This is a genomic window from Paraburkholderia sp. UCT31, assembly GCF_014397655.1.
Lineage (GTDB): Bacteria > Pseudomonadota > Gammaproteobacteria > Burkholderiales > Burkholderiaceae > Paraburkholderia > Paraburkholderia tuberum.
Genome location: NZ_VZQP01000049.1, coordinates 44,049 through 65,556, shown reverse-complemented (window position 1 = coordinate 65,556; position 21,508 = coordinate 44,049). Strand labels below are relative to the sequence as shown.

The following is a 21,508-nucleotide window of genomic DNA, read 5'->3' as shown; positions in this document are numbered from 1 at the left end:
CCCGTTCAGGAAAAGGCCTTCCGTCTTCTGAACGTCAACCCCGCCTGTACCCAGTAACCGCCCCGCCCAAGCGCGCATAACAGCGCGAAATCAACAGCTTATGTTAGTGGCCTGGTCAAAGTTCGGATTAGAACCCGGTCCGATCTCATCGAGAAAACGCGCTCGTGCACGCCATCGGGGTCTCGCGTCGCCATTATTGTTTCATCGCGCCAGTTGCGTTCGAGTTTGACGCGCCTTGAGGCGACATCGCATGCTCACGCTTCTGCATCAATGTGCCACTGGCGGCCTTGCTGTTGCCGGCGTCCGCAGCACGGCCCATGCTCTGGCCAGCGGCACCCGGCTGCGCGTTTTGAGTATCACGGTGTGCTGGCGCAGCGTTGCCGGTGTTGGTCTGCGCAAATGCGCAAGCGCTAGCAATGATGGAAATTGCGCTGATTCCTGCCATTATCAACTTCATGATCGTCTCCCGTTCGGGAACTGCTTTCTCTGACCTGCGCGCAGCATGAGGCATGCCCGGAGGAAGTGGCAAACAATAGGCGTGCGCTGTTGCCGCCCGCGAGAAGGGGGACGAAATCTCTTGCCATCTTTTACCTTGTGTCAGCGCGCAGGCGCTGCTCTGTAGCGACGGTTCCTGTACGGGCTCATTGCTGACGATGTGATGGGTCACGACTGTTGCATCATTCCAGTCAAATCTGAAAACCCAGGTGGATGGCTCAACCCGGGTTTCAGCAATCTCACCGGTTTGCATGCCATCCGCCAAGAACGGGACCGGCCGTACAGCAAACACCGCCTTGCTGCGTGTATTAACCCGTGGCTTCGCATTCCAACAGCTTGGGCTTTACGGCCAGCATCGCGAATCGATAGCTCGCCAGCGCGCCGCGGCGGGGTACTCGGAGTCGCGTGGCGCCCGCGCATAGGTCAGGCGCGCTGCAATGTACCTGTCGACGGCGTCAAGCAACGCCGCTATCGAGGCCGGCTTTCGCAGGAACGCTGTCCAGCAGCGAATCTCTTCCGTAGGTTCCGGCATAGCCGACAGCAGCACCACCGGTAAGCCGGAAAACACCGCCTGACACTTCAGACGCCGGCAAAGCTCCTTGCCGTCCATTTCCGGCATCTCCAAATCGGTGATAACGAGTTCCGGAAAATCCGTGTGGGCCTTCTGCAGTGCGTCCCATCCGTTCTCCGCGAGCACAACACGGTGTCCGCGACTCTCCAACGCCAGTTGCAGCGCGCATCGGTTTTCAAGGTCATCGTCGATGAGCAGTACGGTGGACATGACACGACATGGTGGAAGGATCCTACTGGGTCTCGCAAGCGGCATACCCAGGTAGCGCTCGCTGCCTGTTCGACTACAGTCTGTGTCCAACACGTGGGCGGTCGGGCGACATGGTTGCGGCATTGCGCTCGCCCGCTTTGCTCTTACCAAAGCAGCAGCGCAAGTCCGCCGCACCCCGTTGACTATATTGGATACGTCGACCGGTGAGAGTCATCGACTTGAACCGGATAATCATAAAACTTCCGTCTGGAAGTTAATCGATTTGGTGTTTTGGTGACGGCTTGGATCATGTCGGCGATCATGTGAGTTCCTCGCTGCGAACGCGGATGCGCCGCCGACCAATTCGCGGGACGGCCGATTAACCCAATCGGGCCGCTTTATGCCAAATGAATCGCGCCATTGAAACCGGCGAGTTGTTACTGGCCGGAACGATTGACCAGTTCGAGTTTTTCTGCCGCCGCAGATCATTGAAAATGGGATTTCACTGACCTGGAATTTTGCGGTTACCCGATGGATATTCACTTCTGCCTGAGGAAAAAACGGTCGTTTTTTCTCGAATTAGTGTCGGATTCTTCCGTCGTTGTTCCGTCTATGCGGGGTAGACCCACACAATCAGCGCACAGTTAATTAACGAAAAACCCTAATCCTTGCAAGGCATGAATAACCACGATCGGTTATGAAAAGTTGAAACCTCGGCTGGGTTGTGTAGCGGCGGCAAGCCTTGGACTTGCAGTCGGAAGGGAGTCCGCAAATACCGTTTATGTCTGCGGCCGTCATTGTGCCGACAGGTGCGAACGTTACATTGAGTGGCCTTTTTGCTGGTTTTGCAGCCAACAGTAGTGGCCTCATAACCGTGAATGGCGGGAACATTATGACGACAAACCCGCAGTCGCAGTATTACATCGGTTTTAACGGATCGGGAACGCTGAACGTCAGCGCCGGCGGCACGGTCTTCAGCGCCTCTCAGAGCTACGTCGGTTACAACCCGGGTAGCAGCGGTGTACTCACAGTTGCCGGTGAAGGTTCGATGTATACGAACGCGGGCTTTTTTATTGTTGGGAACAGCGGACCTGCGCAACTGAGCGTGACAAATGGGGGCGCCGTTTCCAGTTCGAGCGGGACTCTGCAGATCGGGGGCGGATCGACGGCGACGGCCGTCGTCAGTGGCGCCGGCGGCACGCTTTCCGCCGGAACCTTTCTCGGTGTCGGTGTCAGTCCGGGCAGTGTAGGCATGCTGACGATCGCTGACGGTTGAGATCAGCGGTCCTGGAGCGTCTGGGGCGACGTCGGTTTTCGCTACGCCTGGTGAGCTGCCGTTGACTGCAGGTCTCGCGCTGAGAGAGAGTAGGTACGGCAGCCTGTAACCGCAGGCGGGATGCTCGGCACGAATCCTGCAATTCTTCACGCAGCAACGATTCTTTCCTATGCTTTAAGCAACGGCGAGCCCGCCGGAGCTGCCATTGCCGAGTCGCAGGACCGAGGGCCGCACGCCTGCGCCGTGACATCGAATCAAAGCAGCCGTTCGCGCATGTTTCGATGATTCACCGGCTACCCGGCGGTCTGGATGGCAACGTTTGGACTACCCAGCAAACGAACGGAGCGTGGCGATGAAGCGGAGCGAGTCACCCCAGCCGGTCACGATGCTCGAAGCACTGATACCGATCGCTGGCCTCGTCTTTCTCGTCAGTCTGTCCTTCTACCTGTTCGGCGATGGTGGTGCGAACGGGCCGAACCAGGTGGCACTCGTCGTGGCGACCATGCTGGCCGTATTTGTCGGTTGGCGTCGCGGTCATTCGCTCGCTTCGCTGGGGGAGGCCGCGAATGCCAGTGTCAGTTCCGGTATCGGCGCGATTCTCATCCTGTTCGCAGTCGGCGCGCTGATCGGCACGTGGGCGCTCAGCGGCACGATCGTCGCCATGGTCTATTACGGGCTGAAATTGCTGAACCCGGACTACTTTTACGTCACGGCGGCTGGAATCTGCGCGGTGATCTCGTTCGCCATTGGGACCTCGTGGACTGTCGTGGGTACGATCGGAATCGGCCTGATGGGCATTGCGCACAGCATGGGCCTGAGCCCCGCCATAACGGCCGGTGCAGTGATTTCCGGCGCTTATTTCGGCGACAAGTCTTCGCCGCTCTCGGACACCGCGAATCTTGCGGCCGCTGCCGCCGGTGTCGACCTGTATCAACACGTGCGAGAGACGCTGCTGACATCACTCGTCGCGATTGTCATCACGCTGGCCGTGTTTTATCTGCTTCGCCGCCCGGGCGCCTTCGATGCGAGCGCGGAGGTTGCGGCAATGCAGAGCGCATTCTACATATCGCCCGTGCTGTTCCTGCCGCTCGTTCTTGTCGTCGTGCTGACGCTGTTCCGGCTTCCGCCATTTACCACCATCTTTCTTGGCGCATTGGCGGGTGGCGTGGTTGCCGTTTTCGTCGAGCCAGCGCGAGTCCTCGCATTTGCCGCCGCGCGAGAGGGCGTGCCGATCCCGATTGCGATGCTCAAAGGCGTATGGCTTGCGCTTGGGAGCGGCTACAGGTCCACGACTGGAAATCCAGTGCTTGATACGCTCCTCACTCGCGGCGGTATGGACAGCATGTTGAATACTATCTGGCTGATCATCACGGCACTGGCATTCGGAGGGGTGGTCGAGAAGTGCGGTGCGATAGAACGCCTCATTGCTCCGGTAGTCAATTGGGCCAGGAGCGGTGGGGCGCTGGTCGGCTCCCTGGTCCTGGCGACCATCGCGACGAACATCGTTACGGCAGACCAGTTCATCGCAGTCGTGCTGCCGGCCCGGATGTTCAGAAATGCATTCGCGGCACGCGGCTACGCGCCCATCGTGTTATCGCGTTCCGTTGGTGATTCGGCCACGACCACAGGCGCGCTGATCCCTTGGAACAGTTGCGGCGCGTTTATGGCGGTGACCCTTGGCGTGCCGACACTCAGTTATGCGCCCTATGCCGTATTTTGCGTGGTAAGTCCGCTGCTGACGGTGGCGATCGCCTACGCGGGTATCCGCATGCCACGCGTCCCTCCAGCCCAAGCCGGGACCTCAACGGCAGGCGGCCCCCCAGCTCCGGTCCATGAAGACGCCAAACAGAATTGACGGGTATTCTTACTCGAGTCGTCAGGCACCCTGGCTCGTGGCCGATACCCGGCGCGCGATGTGTTTCCAACCTATTGCAAGCGTTCTTCCGTCCGACGAACCGTCGGCAATACTGTAAGGAGCAGTCAAGATGAAAATGCAACGAAACGCTCCCCGGATCGCGTCCATGATGCTCGCCGCGGCGTTCACACTGGCTCAGGCAGGCGTCGCAGTGTCGCAGACGGCTGCTCCGCAGAGCGCCAGCGAGATCCATAGGACCGGCATGCCCGAGACGCAGCAGCAGGGCGACATATCGTTCGTGACCGGCGGAGTCGGTCGCGACGAGTCGACTGCGCTGCGGCAGGCACGAAGGCAGTGGCCGTTGTCTCTGCAGTTCACCGGTCCCGGGGCGAGCTATGTGGCCGACGTCCAGGTGAAGATTGCCAAAGCTGGCGGCGCGACCGTGTTCGAGGCCACGTCGAAGGGGCCGTACATGCTCGTGCGGCTGCCTCAAGGGCGCTATACGGTCAACGCCACTTACGGCAGCGTGACCAGAAGGGAGACCGTGAACGTCCGCGGCAATGGCAGCGCGCGTGCGACGTTCGCGTTTCCGTCCACCCACTGAGCGCGGTCCCGACGCCGCGCCGAAGGTCGCGCGCGTCGCGTTCGTTTGACAAGGGGCCTGGACCCAGCCATAGGCTTATTTGGCTTTTACACGCCAGTATCTGTACTTTTGCGGAACGAAAGCCTCATGCCTTGAGCAGGTTCTTCCCCTTCGTCCCGAGCAACGGCAAGTCGCGGATCCGCACACCGGTCGCGTCGTCGATCGCATTCGCGAGCGCCGCGGCGGCCGGGCCTTGCGCCGCTTCCCCGACCCCGAGGAATGGCAGGCCCGGCCGGTCGATCAACAGCACGTCCACGCGTTGGGGTACAGACGAGAAGCGCATGATCGGATAAGTGCTCCAGTCATAGCTCGTGATGCGTTGCGGGTCGAAATGCGTTTCTTCATAGAGCGTCCAGCTCGTGGTTTGCAAAATGCCGCCTTCGATCTGATTGCGCACGCCGTCCGGATTGACGATCTGTCCGCAATCGACGGCTGCTACGACACGCTCGATGCTGAGCTCGCCGGTATCGCGCATGACCGTCACGTCCATCGCGACGGCAAGGTAGGCCATCAGGTTCTTGTATTGGGCAAACGCAAAGCCGGTACCGTGCGAGCGCGGGCTCGAGTCGCCCGTTCGCGCGGTGCGGGCTCGCCAGCCGAATTGATCGACTACGGCGCTAATGACGCCATGCGCGCGCGGATCATCGAGATGTTTCATGCGAAACGCCACGGGGTCGGCGTGCGCGGCTCTGGCGAGCTCGTCGATGAAGCTCTCGATCGCGAACACGTTCATGTGCGCGCCGAGCGAGCGCATGGCAGAGACACGTATCGGCATCGTCGGCACGAAATGATGCTGCACGTGCAGGCTGGGCACGCGGTAAAGCGGAATGCTGTTGCGGTCGCCTCCGCCTTCCGGCATCGGAATCGGCTTCGGCGGCGCGGGGGTGAACGGTTGCGCAAGGAGCTGCGCGGGCAACAGGCGGCCCGCATTCTCGATGCGGTTGTTATGCGTGTTGCTCCATAGCTCGTAACGCCAGTCGGCAAGCGTGCCTGCCGAATCGAGCGTTGCATTCGCCTCGACTGTCATGGCCGGGCCGAACGGCTCCCACATGTGTTCCTGTTCGCGCATCAATTGCACGCGCACCGGGCGGCCAGGCAGCTCGCGTGCAACGAGGGCGGCGTCGGCCGCGACATCGTCCGCGCCGTTGTGTCCGTAGCAGCCCGAGCCTTCCACATGCACGCAGCGCACCTTGTCGGGTGGCATCGCGAGCATTTCGGCGATTCCCGCGCGCAGCGGATAGACGCCTTGCGTGTGCGTCCACACGGTCATCACATCGTTGTCGAGCTGCGCGACAGCGCACGATGGCCCAATCGAGCCATGCGTCAGATACGGCCTCGAATAGCGCGCCCGCAGCGTCGCCACAGGCGCGGCCGCGCCCGACGCTGCGCCCTGATCGGCCACCTCGATTTCCTGTGAAGGCAGACTCATCAGCAGCGCGTGAACGTTCGCCGGATCGGGCAGCGGCGGCCCGGCCTGCCATTGCGCGGCAAGCGCAAGCTCACGCATCGCGAGGATCGCGCGCCATTCGTCGTCGGCGACCACCGCGAGGTAGTTGCCGTTGCGCACGACCTTGATGACGCCGGGCAGCGCTTCGACGCGCCCGCTATCGACTGCGACGAGGCTCGCGCCATAAGACGGCGGCCGCACCACGCGGGCATGCAGCATGCCGTGCGGCCGCAGGTCCTGGACGTAGCTCGCGCCGCCCGTCACCTTGCCCGGTATATCCACGCGCGGCAGCATATGGCCAATCAGCGCGTAGGCCGATGGCGGCTTTTTCGGCGCGTCGGGCTGCGCGTTCTGATGGAGGTCCGCGTATTGCACGGCTTCGCCATAGCTCACGCGTCTTCCGTCGGCGGCAATGACGGCGCCGTCGCGCGTCGTCAGGGCCGCGGCGTCGACGCCCAACTGCGACGCCGCGCTCGCGACCAGCAGCGCGCGTACCTGAGCGGCGGCGTTGAGGATCGCGGTGCCGCTGTCCGCCATCGTGTGACTGCCTGCGGTGTAGCCTTCGTTCGGCGTTGCGGCGGTGTCGGCGGTGATCAGCTCGATCGCATGCGGCGCGAGATCCAGCTCTTCCGCGGCGACCTGCAGCAGCGCGGTGCGAATGCCCGTGCCAAGCTCCGCCTTGCCCGTGAATACGCTCACGTGGCCGTCAGGGGCGACCTTGATCCACGCATCGAGCAACGGTGTGCTCTTGAGACTGCCCGGCAGCTTTGGGGCGCTCGCGTTGAAGGTGCCCGCTTCGGTGGTGGTTTGCGCAAGCGCGGCCATGCCGGGCACGATCGCGAAGCTCACCATCAGCGAGCCGCCAACGAGGAAGCGGCGCCGCGCGGGGTCATCGGGGCCGCTGCCGTGAGCGACGGAGGACGGGGGGCCGTCGCTCACGACTGCGCTCCCTCGTCCGTTCGCGGCGAACCCGTGGCGGCTTGCCGGATCGCCGCGAGTATGCGCATGTGCGTGCCGCAGCGGCACAGGTTCGGCTGCATGTAGCGGCGGATCTGTTCATCGCCTGGGTGCGGGGTTCGCTCCAGCAGCGTGTGCGCGCGCATGATCATACCGGCGATGCAATAGCCGCATTGCGCGGCTTGCTCGTCAATGAAGGCTTGCTGAAGTGGTCCCGGATGTTCCGCGCTGCCAAGTCCTTCGACGGTTCGCACTGGCCGGTCGCCAACTGCCACGACCGGCATGAGGCACGAGAACACCGGTTCGCCGCCGACGCTGACCGTGCATGCGCCGCATTGACCGAGACCGCAGCCGAACTTCGCGCCATCGAGCTGCAACTGGTTGCGCAACACGTAGAGCAGCGGCGTTGACGGGTCGACATCGACCGTATGACTGACTCCGTTGACGTTGAGCGTGATCATCGTGGCAGGCCGTCCTTGCGAAAATGCGCGACCGCGCCGGCGTCGAGCGAGGGCCACGCGTCGCGTGCGGTGAAGCGTTCGCGCGTGTAGTTGGCGAGCTCCGCTATCTGCGCATCCGTGAATGTGTTGGCGAATGATGGCATGAAGGGCGCGCTATCGCTTTCGTGCCATTCGATTCCATCGAGGATGATGCGGACCATGTTGCGCGGGCTGTCGGCGTTGACGGCCGTGGAAAGTGACAGCGACGGTCGAGCGCCCCCGCTCGACATCGGCGCGCCTTCGGCATGGCACGATGCGCAGGCCGCGGAGAATAGATTAGCGCCGCCGCCGGGCGCGGTGGACACGGGCGCGGCGGAAGCGGAGGGCGAGGCGACCGGATGCTCCGGCATGCCTGGGCCCCCGGACGGCAACGCCAGCAGATACGCGGCAATTGCCTCTACGTCGGAGGCGGATGCGTCGGCGAGCATGCGCGTGACGGGGCGCATCGGACCCGCCGCCGCCCCATGGGCGCTCGCGAGGCCCGTGCGCAGATAGCTGACGAGCTGTGCCTGCGTCCAGGGCGTGGGGCGTGAAGCGAGGTCCGTCAGCGCGGGCGCATCCCATCCGTCGATCGTGCCGCCTTGCAGCGCGCGGTCGCGGCGCTCGGCACCGAGGCGGCCGAGCGGCGTGTGGCACGCACCGCAATGACCGAGGCTGTCGACCAGGTATCGTCCGCGTGCGACGTCCGGCGCTTCAGGCGGGGCCGGCGCTGGTTCCGTACCGGTATGCAGGTAAAAAAGATTCCACACGGCGATGAGGGGCCTGAAGCCGAGCGGGAAGATCAGCTCGTTGTGCGGCGCAGGCGCCTTGACGGGAGCGCGGCTCATCAGCCACGCATACAGCGAGCCCATATCGGCATCGCTGATGTGCGTGAAGTGCGGATAGGGGAACGCCGGATAGAGCAGATGGCCGTCGCTGGACACGCCGCGCCGCATCGCGCGCGCGAACGCGTCGAGCGACCAGCCCCCGATACCCGTCTCGTTGTCCGGGGTGATGTTGGTCGAGTAAATGATGCCGAAGGGTGTTCGCAGTGGCAGTCCGCCCGCGAGGGGCAGGCCGCCCGTCGCGGTGTGGCACGCGACGCAATTGCCAACGGCCGCGAGCTTCGCGCCGCGCGCCGCGGCCGCGGCCGCGGTATCGCTGCCGGCCGCGATGGGCGCGGTGACGGGACTCGACGCGGGCTCCCGTGCATGCGCCGTGGGTCCGCCGTATGCGGCCATGAGGGCAACCACGACAACGGCCATGCCTGCACTCGCCACCCGTCCTTTCATCTAGCCTCCATCGCCGAGCCGTCCGCATCATGGTTCCAGACTACGTCGCGCGGCTCCAGGTGGCGCAAGCGGCATTCCTGATATTCGCGGAAGTCTGCGGCTGTCCGCCGCTCCGCGGTTGGCCGCTGTCTACGAGGACGGAAGCTTTAGGGTCGAACAGCGGCAGGTCGCGATAACGGTCTCGCCTAGCCGGCTGCGATCGCGATGGCGATCTGCACGAAAAGCACCTTGACGATGGTCATCGACGGAAAAATCATCGCGTACATGACGTCGGGCTGATCCGTCGGCGCGATGCGGTTGGCGAAGGCGAGAATCGCGGGATTGCCGGTCGCCCCGCAGATCACGCCGACCGATGTATCGAAAGACAGTCTGAAGACCCACAGGCAGCACACAGCCGTGACGCCGACCAGCACCAGCAGCGTGATCACGCCATAAAGCAGCAGCAGCGGTCCGGCGCTGCCGACGGTCGCGACGAACTTCGGTCCGCAAGACAGGCCCACCTGCGCGAGAAAAATCGTCAGCCCGAGATTGCGCAGCACGAGATTTGCAGAGAGCGGCATCACCCACACGAACGGTCCGCTGCGGCGCGCCTTGCCGAGGCACAGCGCGACCAGTAGCAACGCCGCGAGACCCAGGCTGAACGCGCCGAGACCGGGCGCGCGCAGCGGGATCGCGCCGACCAGCAGCCCCGCTGCCGCGCCGATGCCCAGACAGATGAAACTGAGGTCGGCCGTGCCCTTGATCGAATCGCCGAAAAACGCGCGGACCCTCGCGCGATGCGCGCTACTGACGAGCAGGCCGACGCGGTCGCCAGCTTCGAGAATGAGCTCTGGCGTCGACAGTAGATCGGCGTCGCCGCGCCGCACGTGCGCGACCGCGCAGTTCACGCCATCCGGAAAGCGCAGATTGCCGAGCGCCGTGCCGACGACTGACGGACTCGACGCGAACACGCGCATATAGTCCAGGTCTTCCCGATGACTCGAGATACGCCCGGGCTGTAGCTCGCCGCATAGCGCCGTTGCTTCGTCGAGCGGGCGGCGCTCGGTGGCGGTGGCAAGGAGGACGTCGTCGGCGCGCAGCGTGAAGTCGTCGCTGGGCAGCTGATTGTGATGCGCGCGCCGCACGGCCGCGATCACTACGCCGGCAGGCAGGCGAGTCGAGAGCTCCGACAGCTTGAGACCGAAGAGACTGGCATTGCGCAGCGCGATTTCCGCGGTCTCCAGCACCTTCGCGGGCGGTTTCGGTATTTTGGCTTTCAGGACCGAGTTAAGCACATAGAGGAATAGGATCGGCCCGGCCACGCCGAACGGATAGGTGACGCTATAAGCCACGGCGGCATTGCTGCTTTTCATCGATGCGATGGCAACCTGCAGGCTCGCCGTGCTGGTGCCGCTGCCGGCGAACATGCCGAGCGCATCGGCGAGCGTGATGCCGAAATGGATGAAGCCGCACGCCACCAGACCCGAAACGATCACGCCCAGACATGCGGCCGCGTTGGCCTTCACGCCTTCCCGGCTCGTGAGTCCGCGAAAGAACTGCGCGCCGTACTGAATGCCGATGCCATACAGAAACAGCAGCAGACCGAGCGTGCCCAGCAACGCCGGCGGCGCGGATTTCGGCGCGAACGCGCCGAGCGCCAGTCCAACGAACAGCACGGCCCCCGAGCCTAGAGCCACGCCCTTGATAGTGATTTCGCCGACCAGGTAGCCAAGCGCGATGGTCAGAAAAAGCGCGAACAGCGGCTGAGTTTCGAGGAAAGTTCTGGCTGCTCCCATGCCGCCCCCTATAGGTGGACAAAGCAACGCGACTGAGCGCTTCCACCGGGTAGGCCTCGCGTTCGACGCACGGCAGTTGCTGACGATACTCGTTGCTGCTATCGCATTGCGCCTGCGAGGTTGCCCGAGCCGAGACCCACGATCAGATCGAGTGCGCCGTTCTTCAACGCTTGCGTCGCGACCACGCCCGCTGCTTTCAAAGCGGCCGCGTCGATGCGCGACGCGTCCGATAGCTCGACACGCAACCGCGTGGCAGCCAGCGCGTCGAGCTTCCTGATGTTGGCCGCGCCGCCCAGCGCCGCACGAATCTTTTCCGCGCGCTCCGTTTCCTGCGGCGAGTTTTGCACCGAGGCGGCCACAGCCGCTGGAGCCGCCGCCGCTGCGCCTTCCACACCGGGCACCCCGGCCGCCGGCAAATCCGCTTCGGCACCCGCTGTCTTCAGATAGTCCTGCATGTCGGTTTTCATGTTCTCCGACAACGGCCCGAAGATCGCCTGCACGCCGTTGCCCATGCGCACCACACCCGCGGCACCGAGCGCCTTGAGCTTGGGTTCGTCGACGCCCGCCGGGTCCTTCACGGAGATGCGCAGCCGCGTGATGCAAGCGTCGAGACTCGTGATATTGGAGCGGCCGCCAAAGGCCAGCACGAGTTCGCGCGAACGTCCTCCCGCGCCGCTCGCGGCAACCGCGGCTGTTTCCGCCGCGTCGTCCTCGCGACCGGGTGTCTTGAGGTTGAAGCGCGTGATGACGAAGCGGAACACGCCGTAATAGATCACCGCGTAAATTGGACCAAGGATGAAAACGTACCACGCGTGCGTGGCCTTCCCGCCGATCAGGTTGAACATCAGAAAATCGATGCCGCCTTGCGAAAACGTGAAGCCCATGCGCATGCCCAGTGTGTTCGCCACGAACTGCGCCGACGCCGCGAGGCATGCGTGAATCAGGTAAAGCACCGGCGCGACGAACAGGAACGCGAATTCGATCGGCTCGGTGATGCCGGTGAGGAAAGAAGTCAGCGCGGCCGAGACCATCATGCCGCCGACGGCCACCTTCTTCTCCGGCTTCGCGCAATGCCAGATCGCGATCGCCGCGGCCGGCAGGCCGAACATCTTGAACAGGAACGCGCCCGCCAGGATGCCCGCGGTCCGGTCGCCCGCGAAAAAACGGGTGATGTCGCCGTGAACCGTCTTGCCGGTCGTCGGGTCGAGGTAGCTGCCCATTTCGAAGAAGAACGGCACGTTCCAGATGTGATGCAGGCCGAACGGAATCAGCAGACGTTCGACGAAACCGTAGACCGTCGCGGCGGTGCGCGGGTCGGAAACCGCCGCCCAATGCGAAAAAGCCTTGATTGCGCTGCCGATCGGCGGCCACACGAAAGACAGGATCGCGCCGAGCACGATCGAGCCGATCGCGGTCACGATCGGCACGAAGCGCTTGCCGGCGAAGAAACCGAGATAGGGCGGCAACGTGATCCGGTAGTAGCGGTTGAACATCCATGCCGCAAGACCACCGGCGAGGATGCCGCCGAACACGCCGGTCTGGATCGACGGTATGCCCATGATCGTGTCGGTTTCGACGCCCTGGAGCTTGCCGATCACACCCAAGGTGGCCGTCATCACCAGATATCCGATCGTTGCGGCGATGCCCGAGACGCCATCGTTCTCGGTGAAGCCGAGCGCGACGCCGATCGCGAAGATCAGCGGCAGGTTGCCGAAGATCACGTCGCCCGCGTTCTTCATCAGCGCGAGCACGACGGCCGGCACGTAACCGTGAAAGTCGGTGGCGCCGAGACCGAGCAGCAGGCCGGCCACCGGGAGCACGGCGACGGGCAGCATCAGCGATTTGCCGATCTTCTGCAAGACTCCGAAGGCATGCGAGAACATGGCTGATCTCCTGTTGATCCGCTCACTCGGCAAAGCGCGACAGATGCGCGCGGACTTCCGCGGCGGTGCCCAGACACAGCACCTCGGCGGCGAGCTTCCTGGCTTCTTCGGTCGTCACGCGTGCAAGCTGAGCCTTGATCGAACCGATCGCCGGAATGCTCACCGAAAGCTCGTCGATGCCAAGGCCGACGAGCACCGGCACCGCCATCGCATCCGACGCGATGCCGCCGCAAATGCCGACCCATTTGCCATGCTTGTGCGCACCGTCGACCGTCATGCCGATCAGACGCAACACCGCCGGGTGCAGCGCGTCGGCCTGCTTCGCGAGCTGCGGATGGCCGCGGTCCATCGCGAGCGTGTATTGCGTGAGATCGTTCGTGCCGATCGAGAAGAAATCGACTTCGCGTGCGAGCGGCTCGGCGATCAGCGCGGCCGCGGGGACTTCGATCATGACGCCGACTTTCACGCTCGCCGCGCGATCGCCGGCTTCTTCGAGCAGGATCTTGCGCGCTGCCCGCACCTCCTCGATCGCGGCGATCATCGGGAACATCACGTGCAGATGCCCAAGCGGCGCCGCGCGCAGGATCGCGCGCAGTTGCGTGCGGAAGATGTCGGGACGCGCCAGGCTCACGCGCACGCCGCGCAGGCCGAGAAACGGGTTGTCTTCCTTCGGCAGCGGCAGATACGACAGCGGTTTGTCGCCGCCGACGTCGAGCGTGCGGACCACGAGCGGCCGCTCGTGGCCAAGCGCTTCGGCGACGGCGCAATATTCGGCGGCCTGTTCGTCTTCGGTGGGCGCGGTGTCTCGCGCGTCGAACAGGAACTCGGAGCGCAACAGGCCCACGCCTTCGGCGCCGGCCGCGACCGCGTCGCGTGCTTCCTGCGCATTGCGGATGTTCGCGACGACCTCGACGCGGTGGCCGTCGGCCGTCATTGCGAGTTTGGTTGCCGCGAGCTTTTCGTCTTCGCGTTTGGCGGCCTGGCGGCTGATGCGTTCGCGCGCCTTCTCGAGTTCCTCGGCGCTCGGGTTGCGCCGCAAGCTGCCGCGCGAACCGTCGAGCACGACGGGCGTGCCGTCGGCGAGTTGCAGCGCGCGCGCGTCGATACCGCAGATCGCCGGAATGCCGAGCGAGCGCGCGAGGATCGCGACGTGGCTCGTTGCGCCGCCGCTCGTCGTGCAAAAGCCGAGCACCTTGCTGCGATCGAGCGACGTGGTGTCGGACGGCGAGAGCTCCTCGGCAATCAGGATCGATTCGTCCGGCACGTCGATCTGCGCCTGCTTCACGCCGGCGAGCAGCGCGAGCACACGGCGGCCGACGTCGCGGATATCGCCGGCGCGTTCGCGCAGCAGCGGATTGTCGAGCTTTTCGAGCGTGCTTGCCTGGTGCTGGAACGCATCGCGCCACGCGAACCCCGCGCCCTTTCCCGCGCTGATGCTGCTGATCGCGGCGTCGTTGAGGCCAGGATCGTCCAGCAGTTCGAGATGCGCGTCGAGAATCTGCGCTTTCGACGGATCGGTGAGCGTCGCCTTGAGCGCCTCGATCTGCTGACGCGCCTGATGCTGGGCCGCTTCGAGTTGCGCCCGTTCGCGTTGCGGCGACTCGCCCGCTTCGTTCACCTCGATGACCTGCTGGCGGAACTGCACGATCCTGCCGACCGAAAGCCCTGGCGAAGCGGATACGCCGATGAATTCGTTGGTGTCGGCGGGAGCCGCTTCGGTCGGTGCTGGCACCGGCGCAGCCGGTGCGGTTGGCGCAGCCGCCGCGGGTGCGGGCGCATCGCCGGGCTTTTCGCCCGATCCCTCGCCAAGCAGACGCGCGACGGTACTGGCCGCCTCCGCCGCGTCGGGACCGCGGGCCTCGACGCGCAGTTTGTCGCCGAACTTCGTTGCGAGCCCCATGATCGCGACGACGGACTTGGCATTTGCGCTGGCATCGCCGCGCAGCAGCCGGATCTCGGACTTGAATTTCTTCGCCTCGACCGCGACGACCGCGGCGGGCCGTGCATGCAGGCCCGCTGGATTCGGCAGCGTGATCTCGTCGGAGAAGATCGCGCCGGTGGCGCTGGCCGTGTCCTTGTCCTCCACGCTGCCGACCAGCTCGACGTACAGCGCGACGTCGGTGCCGGCAACGACGAGCCCTTTCGCGGGAACGTAGCGCGTGACGAGATCGCCATTGGCGATCACCATTTGCGTGAGCAGGCTGGTTGCTTTTGCGCCGACCGCGATTGGGTCGAAGCGGATCAGCGGCGTGCCCGTCGCGACGGCGTCGCCTTCCTTGACCAACGGCATGAAGCCCTCGCCGCGCAGCAACACGGTGTCGAGCCCGATGTGCAGCAGCACTTGCAGACCGTTGTCGCCGGTGATCGTCGTGGCGTGGCCAGCGCTATGGAGTTGCGTGACCTTGCCGGCAAGCGGCGACAGCAGTTCATCCGAGGTCGGATCGATCGACACGCCATCGCCGACCATCTTCTGGGCGAAGACCGGATCGGGCACGCTCTCGAGAGGAACCAGTACACCCGACAGTGGCGCCATCAACCCGATGCGCTGAGGACGCTGAGGAGCTTTCATCGCCAGGACTCCTTGTACATTGACGTTCGCCTCAGGTGGCTCGACTCGAGCCGCATGGGCGCGACATTCACACGTGCGGTCGGCACCATTGCCGCTCACCCCGCTCACCCACTTGTGAGCGGCGCACGTTACAAAAGCGTCGGTGACAAAAAACTCGGGAAACCAAACAAAGTCGCGCACGTCGCCCGTGTGCGCCGCGCAGCCTCGACCGGGATGAATGGAGAAACGTCAGGCGCGCTCCGCCGGCGCTGTTTGCGTTTGCCGGGCCGCCTCGCACCCATGCACAACCCTTTGCACCGTGGTCCCTAGAAAAAAGGACCCGGAAAGCGCTCTGAAAAAGAGCATATGTTACTGAGCGTAGATTGCAAGACAAGACGATTGCGGACGGGAACGCCTGAAATTTGCAATTTCCTGGCGGGAGATGGAGCGGTCTTTATTAATTGGCGTGTGACGCGTTCATTAATCTGTGTTTTATCCGTTTAGCGAAAGGCGGCGGCCCGACAACGCGTTCACCCTTACTGTTCAGAGTAGATCCGTGACGACATCCACCGTATCGAACTCGATGAGCAATTCCGCGCCCAACGAGGCGCCTACAGATGCAATCGGCATATTGGGGCGGTTCTCTTTTCCGAAATATGATTTTTCTAGCGCATGGAGGGCGCGCTGATAATCAGGGGACTGGAAATCCGTGAGTACCTTTACTTCATAAATGACGTTCTGGATGAGGAAATCGTTCGCAAGACAGCGCGTCGCGCCCTTGAATTGAACGCGAACCCGGTCTTTCCTGTTGTCGAACATCAAGGCAAGCTCAACGATGCTTGCCTCACGGTCCGCGGATACGCCCATCAAATACCAGTCATGGAACGCATTGAATTTCTTGATAAGGTCCATCGCGTAATTCCTTCAGGGACTCCCGGGGCTGAATGGAACAACATAATCCGCCTCCCTGGTGCGATCAGATCAGTTGGTATACCTATCACGGGGGCTCCATTGCACGCTGCAAAAAACGAAGCCCTCAAACCGCCGCGAACGCTGCAATACCTCTATGGCGGCCCTGAGAACGCACGGCGGCGCGACTTACGAGACCTCGTAACATTGTGGAAGACTGTCAAGAAAACAGTAGGAGCGTCGATGGTTTGGCCAATGCGCATCAGGTTGCTGATGGCGAACGCTTTCGTGCCGACGTATATGGAAGAGCCGTACGGGTCGTTTCGCGAGACTAGCTGACTCATAGCGAGATATCGCCGCAGAGGCATTGTTCAGCCACACCTTCTAGTCTTTTCATCGGACGACTCTTTTTCGGACATGAGACCCAGCCTAAAGTACGAGACTTCAATCTGGCATCAAGGTCGTCATGCAAATCGATACACCTGCAATCCCGGCATCGTTGGAAGAACATTCAACCTCCGCGGGTCAATGGCTCTCCGTCATAGCGGTAGCGGTAAGCGCATTCGCCTTCGTCACGGCCGAGTTTTTGCCTGTCGGGCTGTTGCCGCAAATCGCACACGACCTCGGCGTGTCGACCGGTGTCGCTGGCCTCATGGTCACCACGCCCGGCGTGATGGCCGCGATATTGGCGCCTACGCTGATAGTCAGCGCGGGCCGCATGGACCGCCGGTACGTTTTCCTGCTCCTCACTGCGGTACTGTTGATCGCGAACGTCGTGTGTGCCATCGCACCGAACCTCGCGATCATGCTCGTAGGACGGGCTCTGCTTGGCGGCGCGCTGGGTGGCTTCTGGACTCTGGCGACGGCGGCGGCTCCTCGACTCGTGCAAGCAAAGGATGCCGCCAAAGCGACCGCGACCATTCTGACCGGCGTGACCTGCGCAACCGTGATCGGCGTGCCGCTCGGGACGTTCATCGCATCGTTTGCATCGTGGCGCATGGCGTTCGCCGCCACCGCGGGCCTCGTGTCGCTCGCCTTACTGGCGCAGGCGTTCCTCGTGCCTTCGTTGCCGTCGGCATCGGCGTTGCGGATCGCCGATTTCAAAACCCTGCTTGTCCGGCCTCATACGAGGTTGAGCATGGTGATGGTCGCGCTCGTCTTCGGCGCGCATTTCTCGACCTACACGTATATTGCGCCGCTGCTCGAACACGACTTCTCGTTGAGCGCCATCACGCTGTTGCTGTTCGGATTCGGTCTGATCGGCTTCTTCTCCAATGCGTTGACATCGATGGTGATTTCGGACCATCTAAAGAAATCCGTCGCCGCGATGGTTCTGCTGCTATTGGGCGCGATGTCGTCGATGTTGCTGCTCGAACATTCGCCGATCGGCGAGACTGCGGGGATGCTGCTGTGGGGAATCGCGTTCGGAGCGCTTCCGCTTTGCCTCAGCGTGTGGATTCAGCGCGGCACGACAGACCTGCCCGAAGCGGGGTCGGCCATGTTCGTCAGCATCATCCAGGTGGCGATTGCGGTGGGCTCGGCAGTGGGGGGCACCATTGTCGACCGTGCGGGCGTTCACGCTGACTTCACGCTGGGACTTGGACTCGCGCTACTGGGCCTCGTGGCACTGCAACGGCTTGCTGTATTGGAACGACCGGCCACGGCGGCTTCCCTTGATTGCGCCTGCGATGCGTCGGTTGACTGACGCGTCGAGACAGTACGTCGCGTGCCTGGACCGCACCGCGCTAGCCAGCTGTGGCGACCGCCAGGCGACGGAAGCCGTCAAACAGCCGTCTTCACGACTCTGGGTTGAAACGGGGCGTTGAGCGACACGTCGCCAGCGGCCTCGTTGCGGGCGGCGCTCGTCGATAGATAGCGCAAACAGCACACGCGCAAAAAAGACGCGAAATTCAACGACTCTTCGCCGCGCAAGGCGACCAGTTCGTCGTGAAGCTTCACGACGAACTGGGTCGTCGTCACGTTCTCGCGGTTGGCGATTTCCCGAAGCACGTCCCAGAAGAGATTTTCGAGCCTCACCGTGGTCACGACGCCATGAATGCGCAGCGCGCGCGTACGCGACTCGTAGAGGATCGGATCAGCGTTGACATAGACGTTGCACATACGTTCAGCCTTTCTCGCGAATGATGACGTCGCAGGACGCGAAGCGCGCGGCGCGGGCGCTCATGCCGTCGTGATCGAGCCTAACACGGTTGGTCGCCCGCGCCGCGCCTCGGTCGAGGCGCGCTCCTTCAATGCGCGATGCGCGTGCCCAGCAGCGCAAGGAACTGCGCAAGCCAGTTCACGTGCGAGGTCCATGCGGGCGCGGTGACGAAGTTCTCGTCGGTGATCGCGTCAGGCCAGTCGAGCGCCACGTACTGCGCGCCCGCGAGCTTCACTTCGGGCGCGCAGGCCGGATACGCCGAGATGCGCCGGCCTTCGATCACACCTGCCGCAGCCAGCAGTTGCGCGCCGTGGCAGACCGCAGCAATCGGCTTCTTCGCTTCGGCGAATTGGCGCACCCAGCCGATCACCTCGTCGTTGAGCCGCAGATATTCGGGGGCGCGGCCGCCGGGCACGAGCAGCGCGTCATATTGCGCGGGGTTCACCGACGCGAAATCGGCGTTCAGCGTGAAGTTATGGCCACGCTTTTCGGTGTAGGTCTGATCGCCTTCGAAGTCGTGGATGGCGGTGCGAATCGCGTCGCCCGCGCGCTTGTCTGGCGCGACGACGTCCACCGAATGCCCGACTGCCGCCAGTGCCTGAAACGGCACCATCAGCTCATAATCTTCGACGAAATCGCCGGCGATGATAAGAATTCGCTTTGACATGCTTCGTCTCCTCTCGAATGGGGTGGGAAATGGCGAGGCGGACGCGCTATCGCGGTGTGAAGGCGGCGGCCGTTGAGAAGCAATATAGCGATCGACGCAGTGGGCCAGGTAATACGCGGCTAAATGCCGACCAGGGATTTCACTGAGCTGAACGGAATTCAGCCCGAATGCGGCAGACGATCGCGGTAGGTGGAGCGATCGGTGTCGCCATGATCTGGCCGAACAGCCTCGGCATCGCGGTTTTCACGGTGATTGCGGCGCTGGCGGCCATCGTGATTCTGCGCTCGGTAAGGGAAACCAAAGGCCTGCGTCTCAGCGAGATCGACGCTGGCGGTCGCTGAGGTTTTCCTGCTTCCATCAGGCGAAAGAAAAGGAGTCGCGCTCCATTCGAGTGCGACTCTTTTATCATTGGGAACGTCCATTCAACCGCGCAGATTCGACACACATCGCTGCAGCACCTTGCGCAGCGTGTCGACCGGGATTTCCGTTACTCCGTCCAGCATGGACGCTTCGAGCGCGTCGATCGCCGAATCGCATTCCTGCAGTACCCGACGCCCTTCGTCGGTCAGAAACAGATGAATCAGTCGACCGTGGGTAGGATGCCCCACGCGTCCGACCCAACCGTTGGCTTCCATCGTCTTGACAACTTCGTTGGCCGACTGCGGCGTGATGAACGAGCGTTCGGCGAGTTTCGCATTGGTCATCGCGCCGCTGGCGCTGATGACGGAGAGCGCGGTGAACTGAGGCAAGGTCAGCCCGAATTCACCCAGTACATCGATCAAACTGCGTTTGAGCAGGCGGTCGAGTTGGCCGACCACATAGGAAACGCGGGAAGGTGGCGCACCGGTTTTCGTTGAACCGGCCTGTTTGGCAAGGGGCGTTCGCCGCTTCTCCATTGTCTTGATCATTATCAGGTTGCCTTAGGTGTTTCTACCAGGCATATCATATTCTACTTTCAATATCAGGCATCCTGATACTAGACTCATCATCAATCCCGGGGGCGCTGTGGGAAGGAGTCTGATAAGTGGCGCAAGATCATTGTCAGAAATCTTCTCCTTCCCATGGCCGCTTCGTCGAAGAACGAAGCGTGGCTCGCCTCTGGCAATTCAATCAAAGGTGAAGGAGACGTCATGTCAAGCGTTGCTAATCGGTCGAGTGCGGTGGGCTCCAGTACTGCACTAACGTTGGCATTGTGCTTTCTCGTCGCGGTGCTGGAGGGTATCGACCTGCAGTCCACTGGCGTCGCGGCGCCTCGAATGGCGCACGAGTTCGGCTTGTCGGTCAGCCAGTTGGGGCTCGCTTTTAGCGCCGGCATGTTGGGGCTTTTGCCGGGCGCGATGATCGGTGGCAGACTCGCCGACCGGATCGGCCGCAAGCGCGTTCTGATGATCTCGATGGCGATATTCGGCATCTTCTCGATTGCGACCGCGCAAGTCTGGAGTTTCGAAAGTCTGCTGATTGCTCGCGTGCTGACGGGCATCGGGCTCGGCGGCGCGATGCCGAACCTGATCGCGTTGTCGTCCGAGGCGGTCGATCCGCGTCACCGCAACACCGCGGTTAGCGTCATGTATTGCGGTATGCCGCTCGGCGGCGCGCTTGCCGCATTGATCGCCGTACTGAGCGCGGGTGCTACCGCGTGGCGTCATATCTTCTACGTGGGCGGAGTCGGACCGCTGATCATCATTCCGCTGCTGATGGCATTGCTGCCTGAGTCGCGCGAATTCGCCACCGAATCGCGGGAATTCACGACGGCGGACAAGCCGCTCCTTTCGACGCGCGAAGTCCTGTTCGGCGAGGGGCGCGCCGCCGCGACGATCGGTATCTGGATCAGCTTCTTCTGCACGCTGATCGTTCTTTACTTCCTGCTGAACTGGCTGCCTTCGTTGACCGTGGGGCGCGGCATGAGCCGTTCGCAGGCGGGGATTGCCCAGATCTTCTTCAACGTCGGCAGTGTGATCGGCGTACTCGGCATCGGTCTGCTGATGGACCGCTTCAGACAAGGCCTGTCAGTCACGGCAATCTATGCGTGCATCGTCGGTGCATTGGTCGCGCTTTCGCAAGTCGCCAGCATCGAGACGCTGTCCGTTGCCGTGCTGTTTGCCGGAATGGGCGTCGTCGGTGCGCAGTCGATGCTGTATTCGCTGTCCGCCGCCAGCTATCCGACCAGCGTGCGTGGTACGGGAGTCGGCGCCGCGGTGGCGGTGGGACGCGTCGGCTCGATTGTCGGCCCCGTAGCCGCCGGGCAATTGCTTGCGATGGGAAAGAGCTCGGCGCTCGTCATCGGCGCGAGCGTGCCGGTGACGATCATCGCGGCGATTACAGCATTGCTCGTCATTCGCTCCAACGCCGCGAAACGCTAAC

The 21,508-nt window shown here is 63.1% G+C and carries 18 protein-coding genes; 6 read left to right on the top strand and 12 right to left on the bottom strand.

Translation table 11 applies throughout. The features are described 5' to 3' along the window. Positions 1 to 193: 193 nt before the first annotated feature. Together F6X40_RS42755 and F6X40_RS31610 are read right to left on the bottom strand one after the other, a co-directional pair. Positions 194 to 748: a hypothetical protein gene (locus tag F6X40_RS42755; protein ID WP_262421609.1), complete on the bottom strand. Its 555-nt coding sequence runs from the start codon at positions 746 to 748 to the stop codon at positions 194 to 196. A gap of 90 nt (positions 749 to 838) precedes the next feature. Beyond that, the gene (locus F6X40_RS31610) at positions 839 to 1,276 is read right to left on the bottom strand and encodes a response regulator (protein WP_187630525.1); all 438 of its coding nucleotides are present in this window, start codon (positions 1,274 to 1,276) and stop codon (positions 839 to 841) included. Between the two features lie 760 nt (positions 1,277 to 2,036). On the opposite strand from F6X40_RS31610, the gene F6X40_RS31605 reads away from it, so the two are divergent. From F6X40_RS31605 to F6X40_RS31595, 3 genes are all read left to right on the top strand, one after another. Further along, on the top strand, positions 2,037 to 2,531 hold the full coding sequence (locus tag F6X40_RS31605) for a hypothetical protein (protein WP_262421608.1): 495 nt from the start codon (positions 2,037 to 2,039) through the stop codon (positions 2,529 to 2,531). A 352-nt stretch (positions 2,532 to 2,883) separates the two neighbouring features. Next, positions 2,884 to 4,386, top strand: a complete 1,503-nt coding sequence (locus F6X40_RS31600) for a Na+/H+ antiporter NhaC family protein (protein WP_187630524.1) — start codon at positions 2,884 to 2,886, stop codon at positions 4,384 to 4,386. Between the two features lie 130 nt (positions 4,387 to 4,516). Continuing rightward, positions 4,517 to 4,990 carry a carboxypeptidase regulatory-like domain-containing protein gene (locus F6X40_RS31595; RefSeq protein WP_184064458.1) on the top strand — a complete coding sequence of 158 codons (474 nt, stop codon included), beginning with the start codon at positions 4,517 to 4,519 and terminating at the stop codon, positions 4,988 to 4,990. Positions 4,991 to 5,114: 124 nt separating this feature from the next. On the opposite strand, the gene F6X40_RS31590 is transcribed toward F6X40_RS31595, so the two are convergent. From F6X40_RS31590 to F6X40_RS31560, 7 genes are all read right to left on the bottom strand, one after another. Continuing rightward, on the bottom strand, positions 5,115 to 7,415 hold the full coding sequence (locus F6X40_RS31590; RefSeq protein ID WP_187630523.1) for a xanthine dehydrogenase family protein molybdopterin-binding subunit: 2,301 nt from the start codon (positions 7,413 to 7,415) through the stop codon (positions 5,115 to 5,117). Beyond that, positions 7,412 to 7,894: a (2Fe-2S)-binding protein gene (locus F6X40_RS31585; protein WP_187630522.1), complete on the bottom strand. Its 483-nt coding sequence runs from the start codon at positions 7,892 to 7,894 to the stop codon at positions 7,412 to 7,414. The genes F6X40_RS31590 and F6X40_RS31585 overlap by 4 nt, the downstream gene beginning before the upstream one ends. Next, positions 7,891 to 9,204: a c-type cytochrome gene (locus tag F6X40_RS31580; RefSeq protein WP_187630521.1), complete on the bottom strand. Its 1,314-nt coding sequence runs from the start codon at positions 9,202 to 9,204 to the stop codon at positions 7,891 to 7,893. The genes F6X40_RS31585 and F6X40_RS31580 overlap by 4 nt, the downstream gene beginning before the upstream one ends. Positions 9,205 to 9,389: 185 nt before the next feature. After that, positions 9,390 to 10,979 carry an aspartate:alanine exchanger family transporter gene (locus tag F6X40_RS31575; RefSeq protein ID WP_187630520.1) on the bottom strand — a complete coding sequence of 530 codons (1,590 nt, stop codon included), beginning with the start codon at positions 10,977 to 10,979 and terminating at the stop codon, positions 9,390 to 9,392. A 98-nt stretch (positions 10,980 to 11,077) separates the two neighbouring features. After that, a complete protein-coding gene (ptsG, locus tag F6X40_RS31570; protein ID WP_187630519.1) occupies positions 11,078 to 12,862 on the bottom strand; it encodes a PTS glucose transporter subunit IIBC in 1,785 nt (594 codons plus the stop codon). A gap of 22 nt (positions 12,863 to 12,884) precedes the next feature. Continuing rightward, on the bottom strand, positions 12,885 to 15,431 hold the full coding sequence (ptsP, locus tag F6X40_RS31565) for a phosphoenolpyruvate--protein phosphotransferase (protein ID WP_187630518.1): 2,547 nt from the start codon (positions 15,429 to 15,431) through the stop codon (positions 12,885 to 12,887). A gap of 522 nt (positions 15,432 to 15,953) precedes the next feature. Continuing rightward, positions 15,954 to 16,322 (bottom strand): hypothetical protein, encoded by a 369-nt coding sequence (locus tag F6X40_RS31560; protein WP_184064479.1) that lies wholly within the window; start codon positions 16,320 to 16,322, stop codon positions 15,954 to 15,956. A gap of 463 nt (positions 16,323 to 16,785) precedes the next feature. Here F6X40_RS31560 and F6X40_RS31555 point away from each other — a divergent pair, with 463 nt between their 5' ends. Further along, complete coding sequence (locus tag F6X40_RS31555) at positions 16,786 to 18,024, top strand: MFS transporter (protein ID WP_187630517.1); 1,239 nt, start codon at positions 16,786 to 16,788, stop codon at positions 18,022 to 18,024. 77 nt (positions 18,025 to 18,101) lie between these two features. Here F6X40_RS31555 and F6X40_RS31550 read toward each other — a convergent pair whose 3' ends face one another. Both F6X40_RS31550 and F6X40_RS31545 read right to left on the bottom strand, forming a co-directional pair. Further along, positions 18,102 to 18,440 (bottom strand): ribbon-helix-helix domain-containing protein, encoded by a 339-nt coding sequence (locus tag F6X40_RS31550; RefSeq protein WP_187630516.1) that lies wholly within the window; start codon positions 18,438 to 18,440, stop codon positions 18,102 to 18,104. A 128-nt stretch (positions 18,441 to 18,568) separates the two neighbouring features. Continuing rightward, positions 18,569 to 19,147, bottom strand: coding sequence for a DJ-1/PfpI family protein (locus F6X40_RS31545; protein WP_184032364.1), 579 nt, complete (start codon positions 19,145 to 19,147; stop codon positions 18,569 to 18,571). A 167-nt stretch (positions 19,148 to 19,314) separates the two neighbouring features. On the opposite strand from F6X40_RS31545, the gene F6X40_RS31540 reads away from it, so the two are divergent. Next, complete coding sequence (locus F6X40_RS31540) at positions 19,315 to 19,488, top strand: hypothetical protein (RefSeq protein WP_187630515.1); 174 nt, start codon at positions 19,315 to 19,317, stop codon at positions 19,486 to 19,488. An 81-nt stretch (positions 19,489 to 19,569) separates the two neighbouring features. Here F6X40_RS31540 and F6X40_RS31535 read toward each other — a convergent pair whose 3' ends face one another. Then, positions 19,570 to 20,055 (bottom strand): MarR family winged helix-turn-helix transcriptional regulator, encoded by a 486-nt coding sequence (locus tag F6X40_RS31535; RefSeq protein ID WP_090808939.1) that lies wholly within the window; start codon positions 20,053 to 20,055, stop codon positions 19,570 to 19,572. 222 nt (positions 20,056 to 20,277) lie between these two features. Between F6X40_RS31535 and mhpT the strand changes: the two genes are divergently transcribed. Beyond that, positions 20,278 to 21,507 carry a 3-(3-hydroxy-phenyl)propionate transporter MhpT gene (gene mhpT / locus F6X40_RS31530; protein WP_187630514.1) on the top strand — a complete coding sequence of 410 codons (1,230 nt, stop codon included), beginning with the start codon at positions 20,278 to 20,280 and terminating at the stop codon, positions 21,505 to 21,507. The last annotated feature ends 1 nt before the right edge of the window (position 21,508 follow it).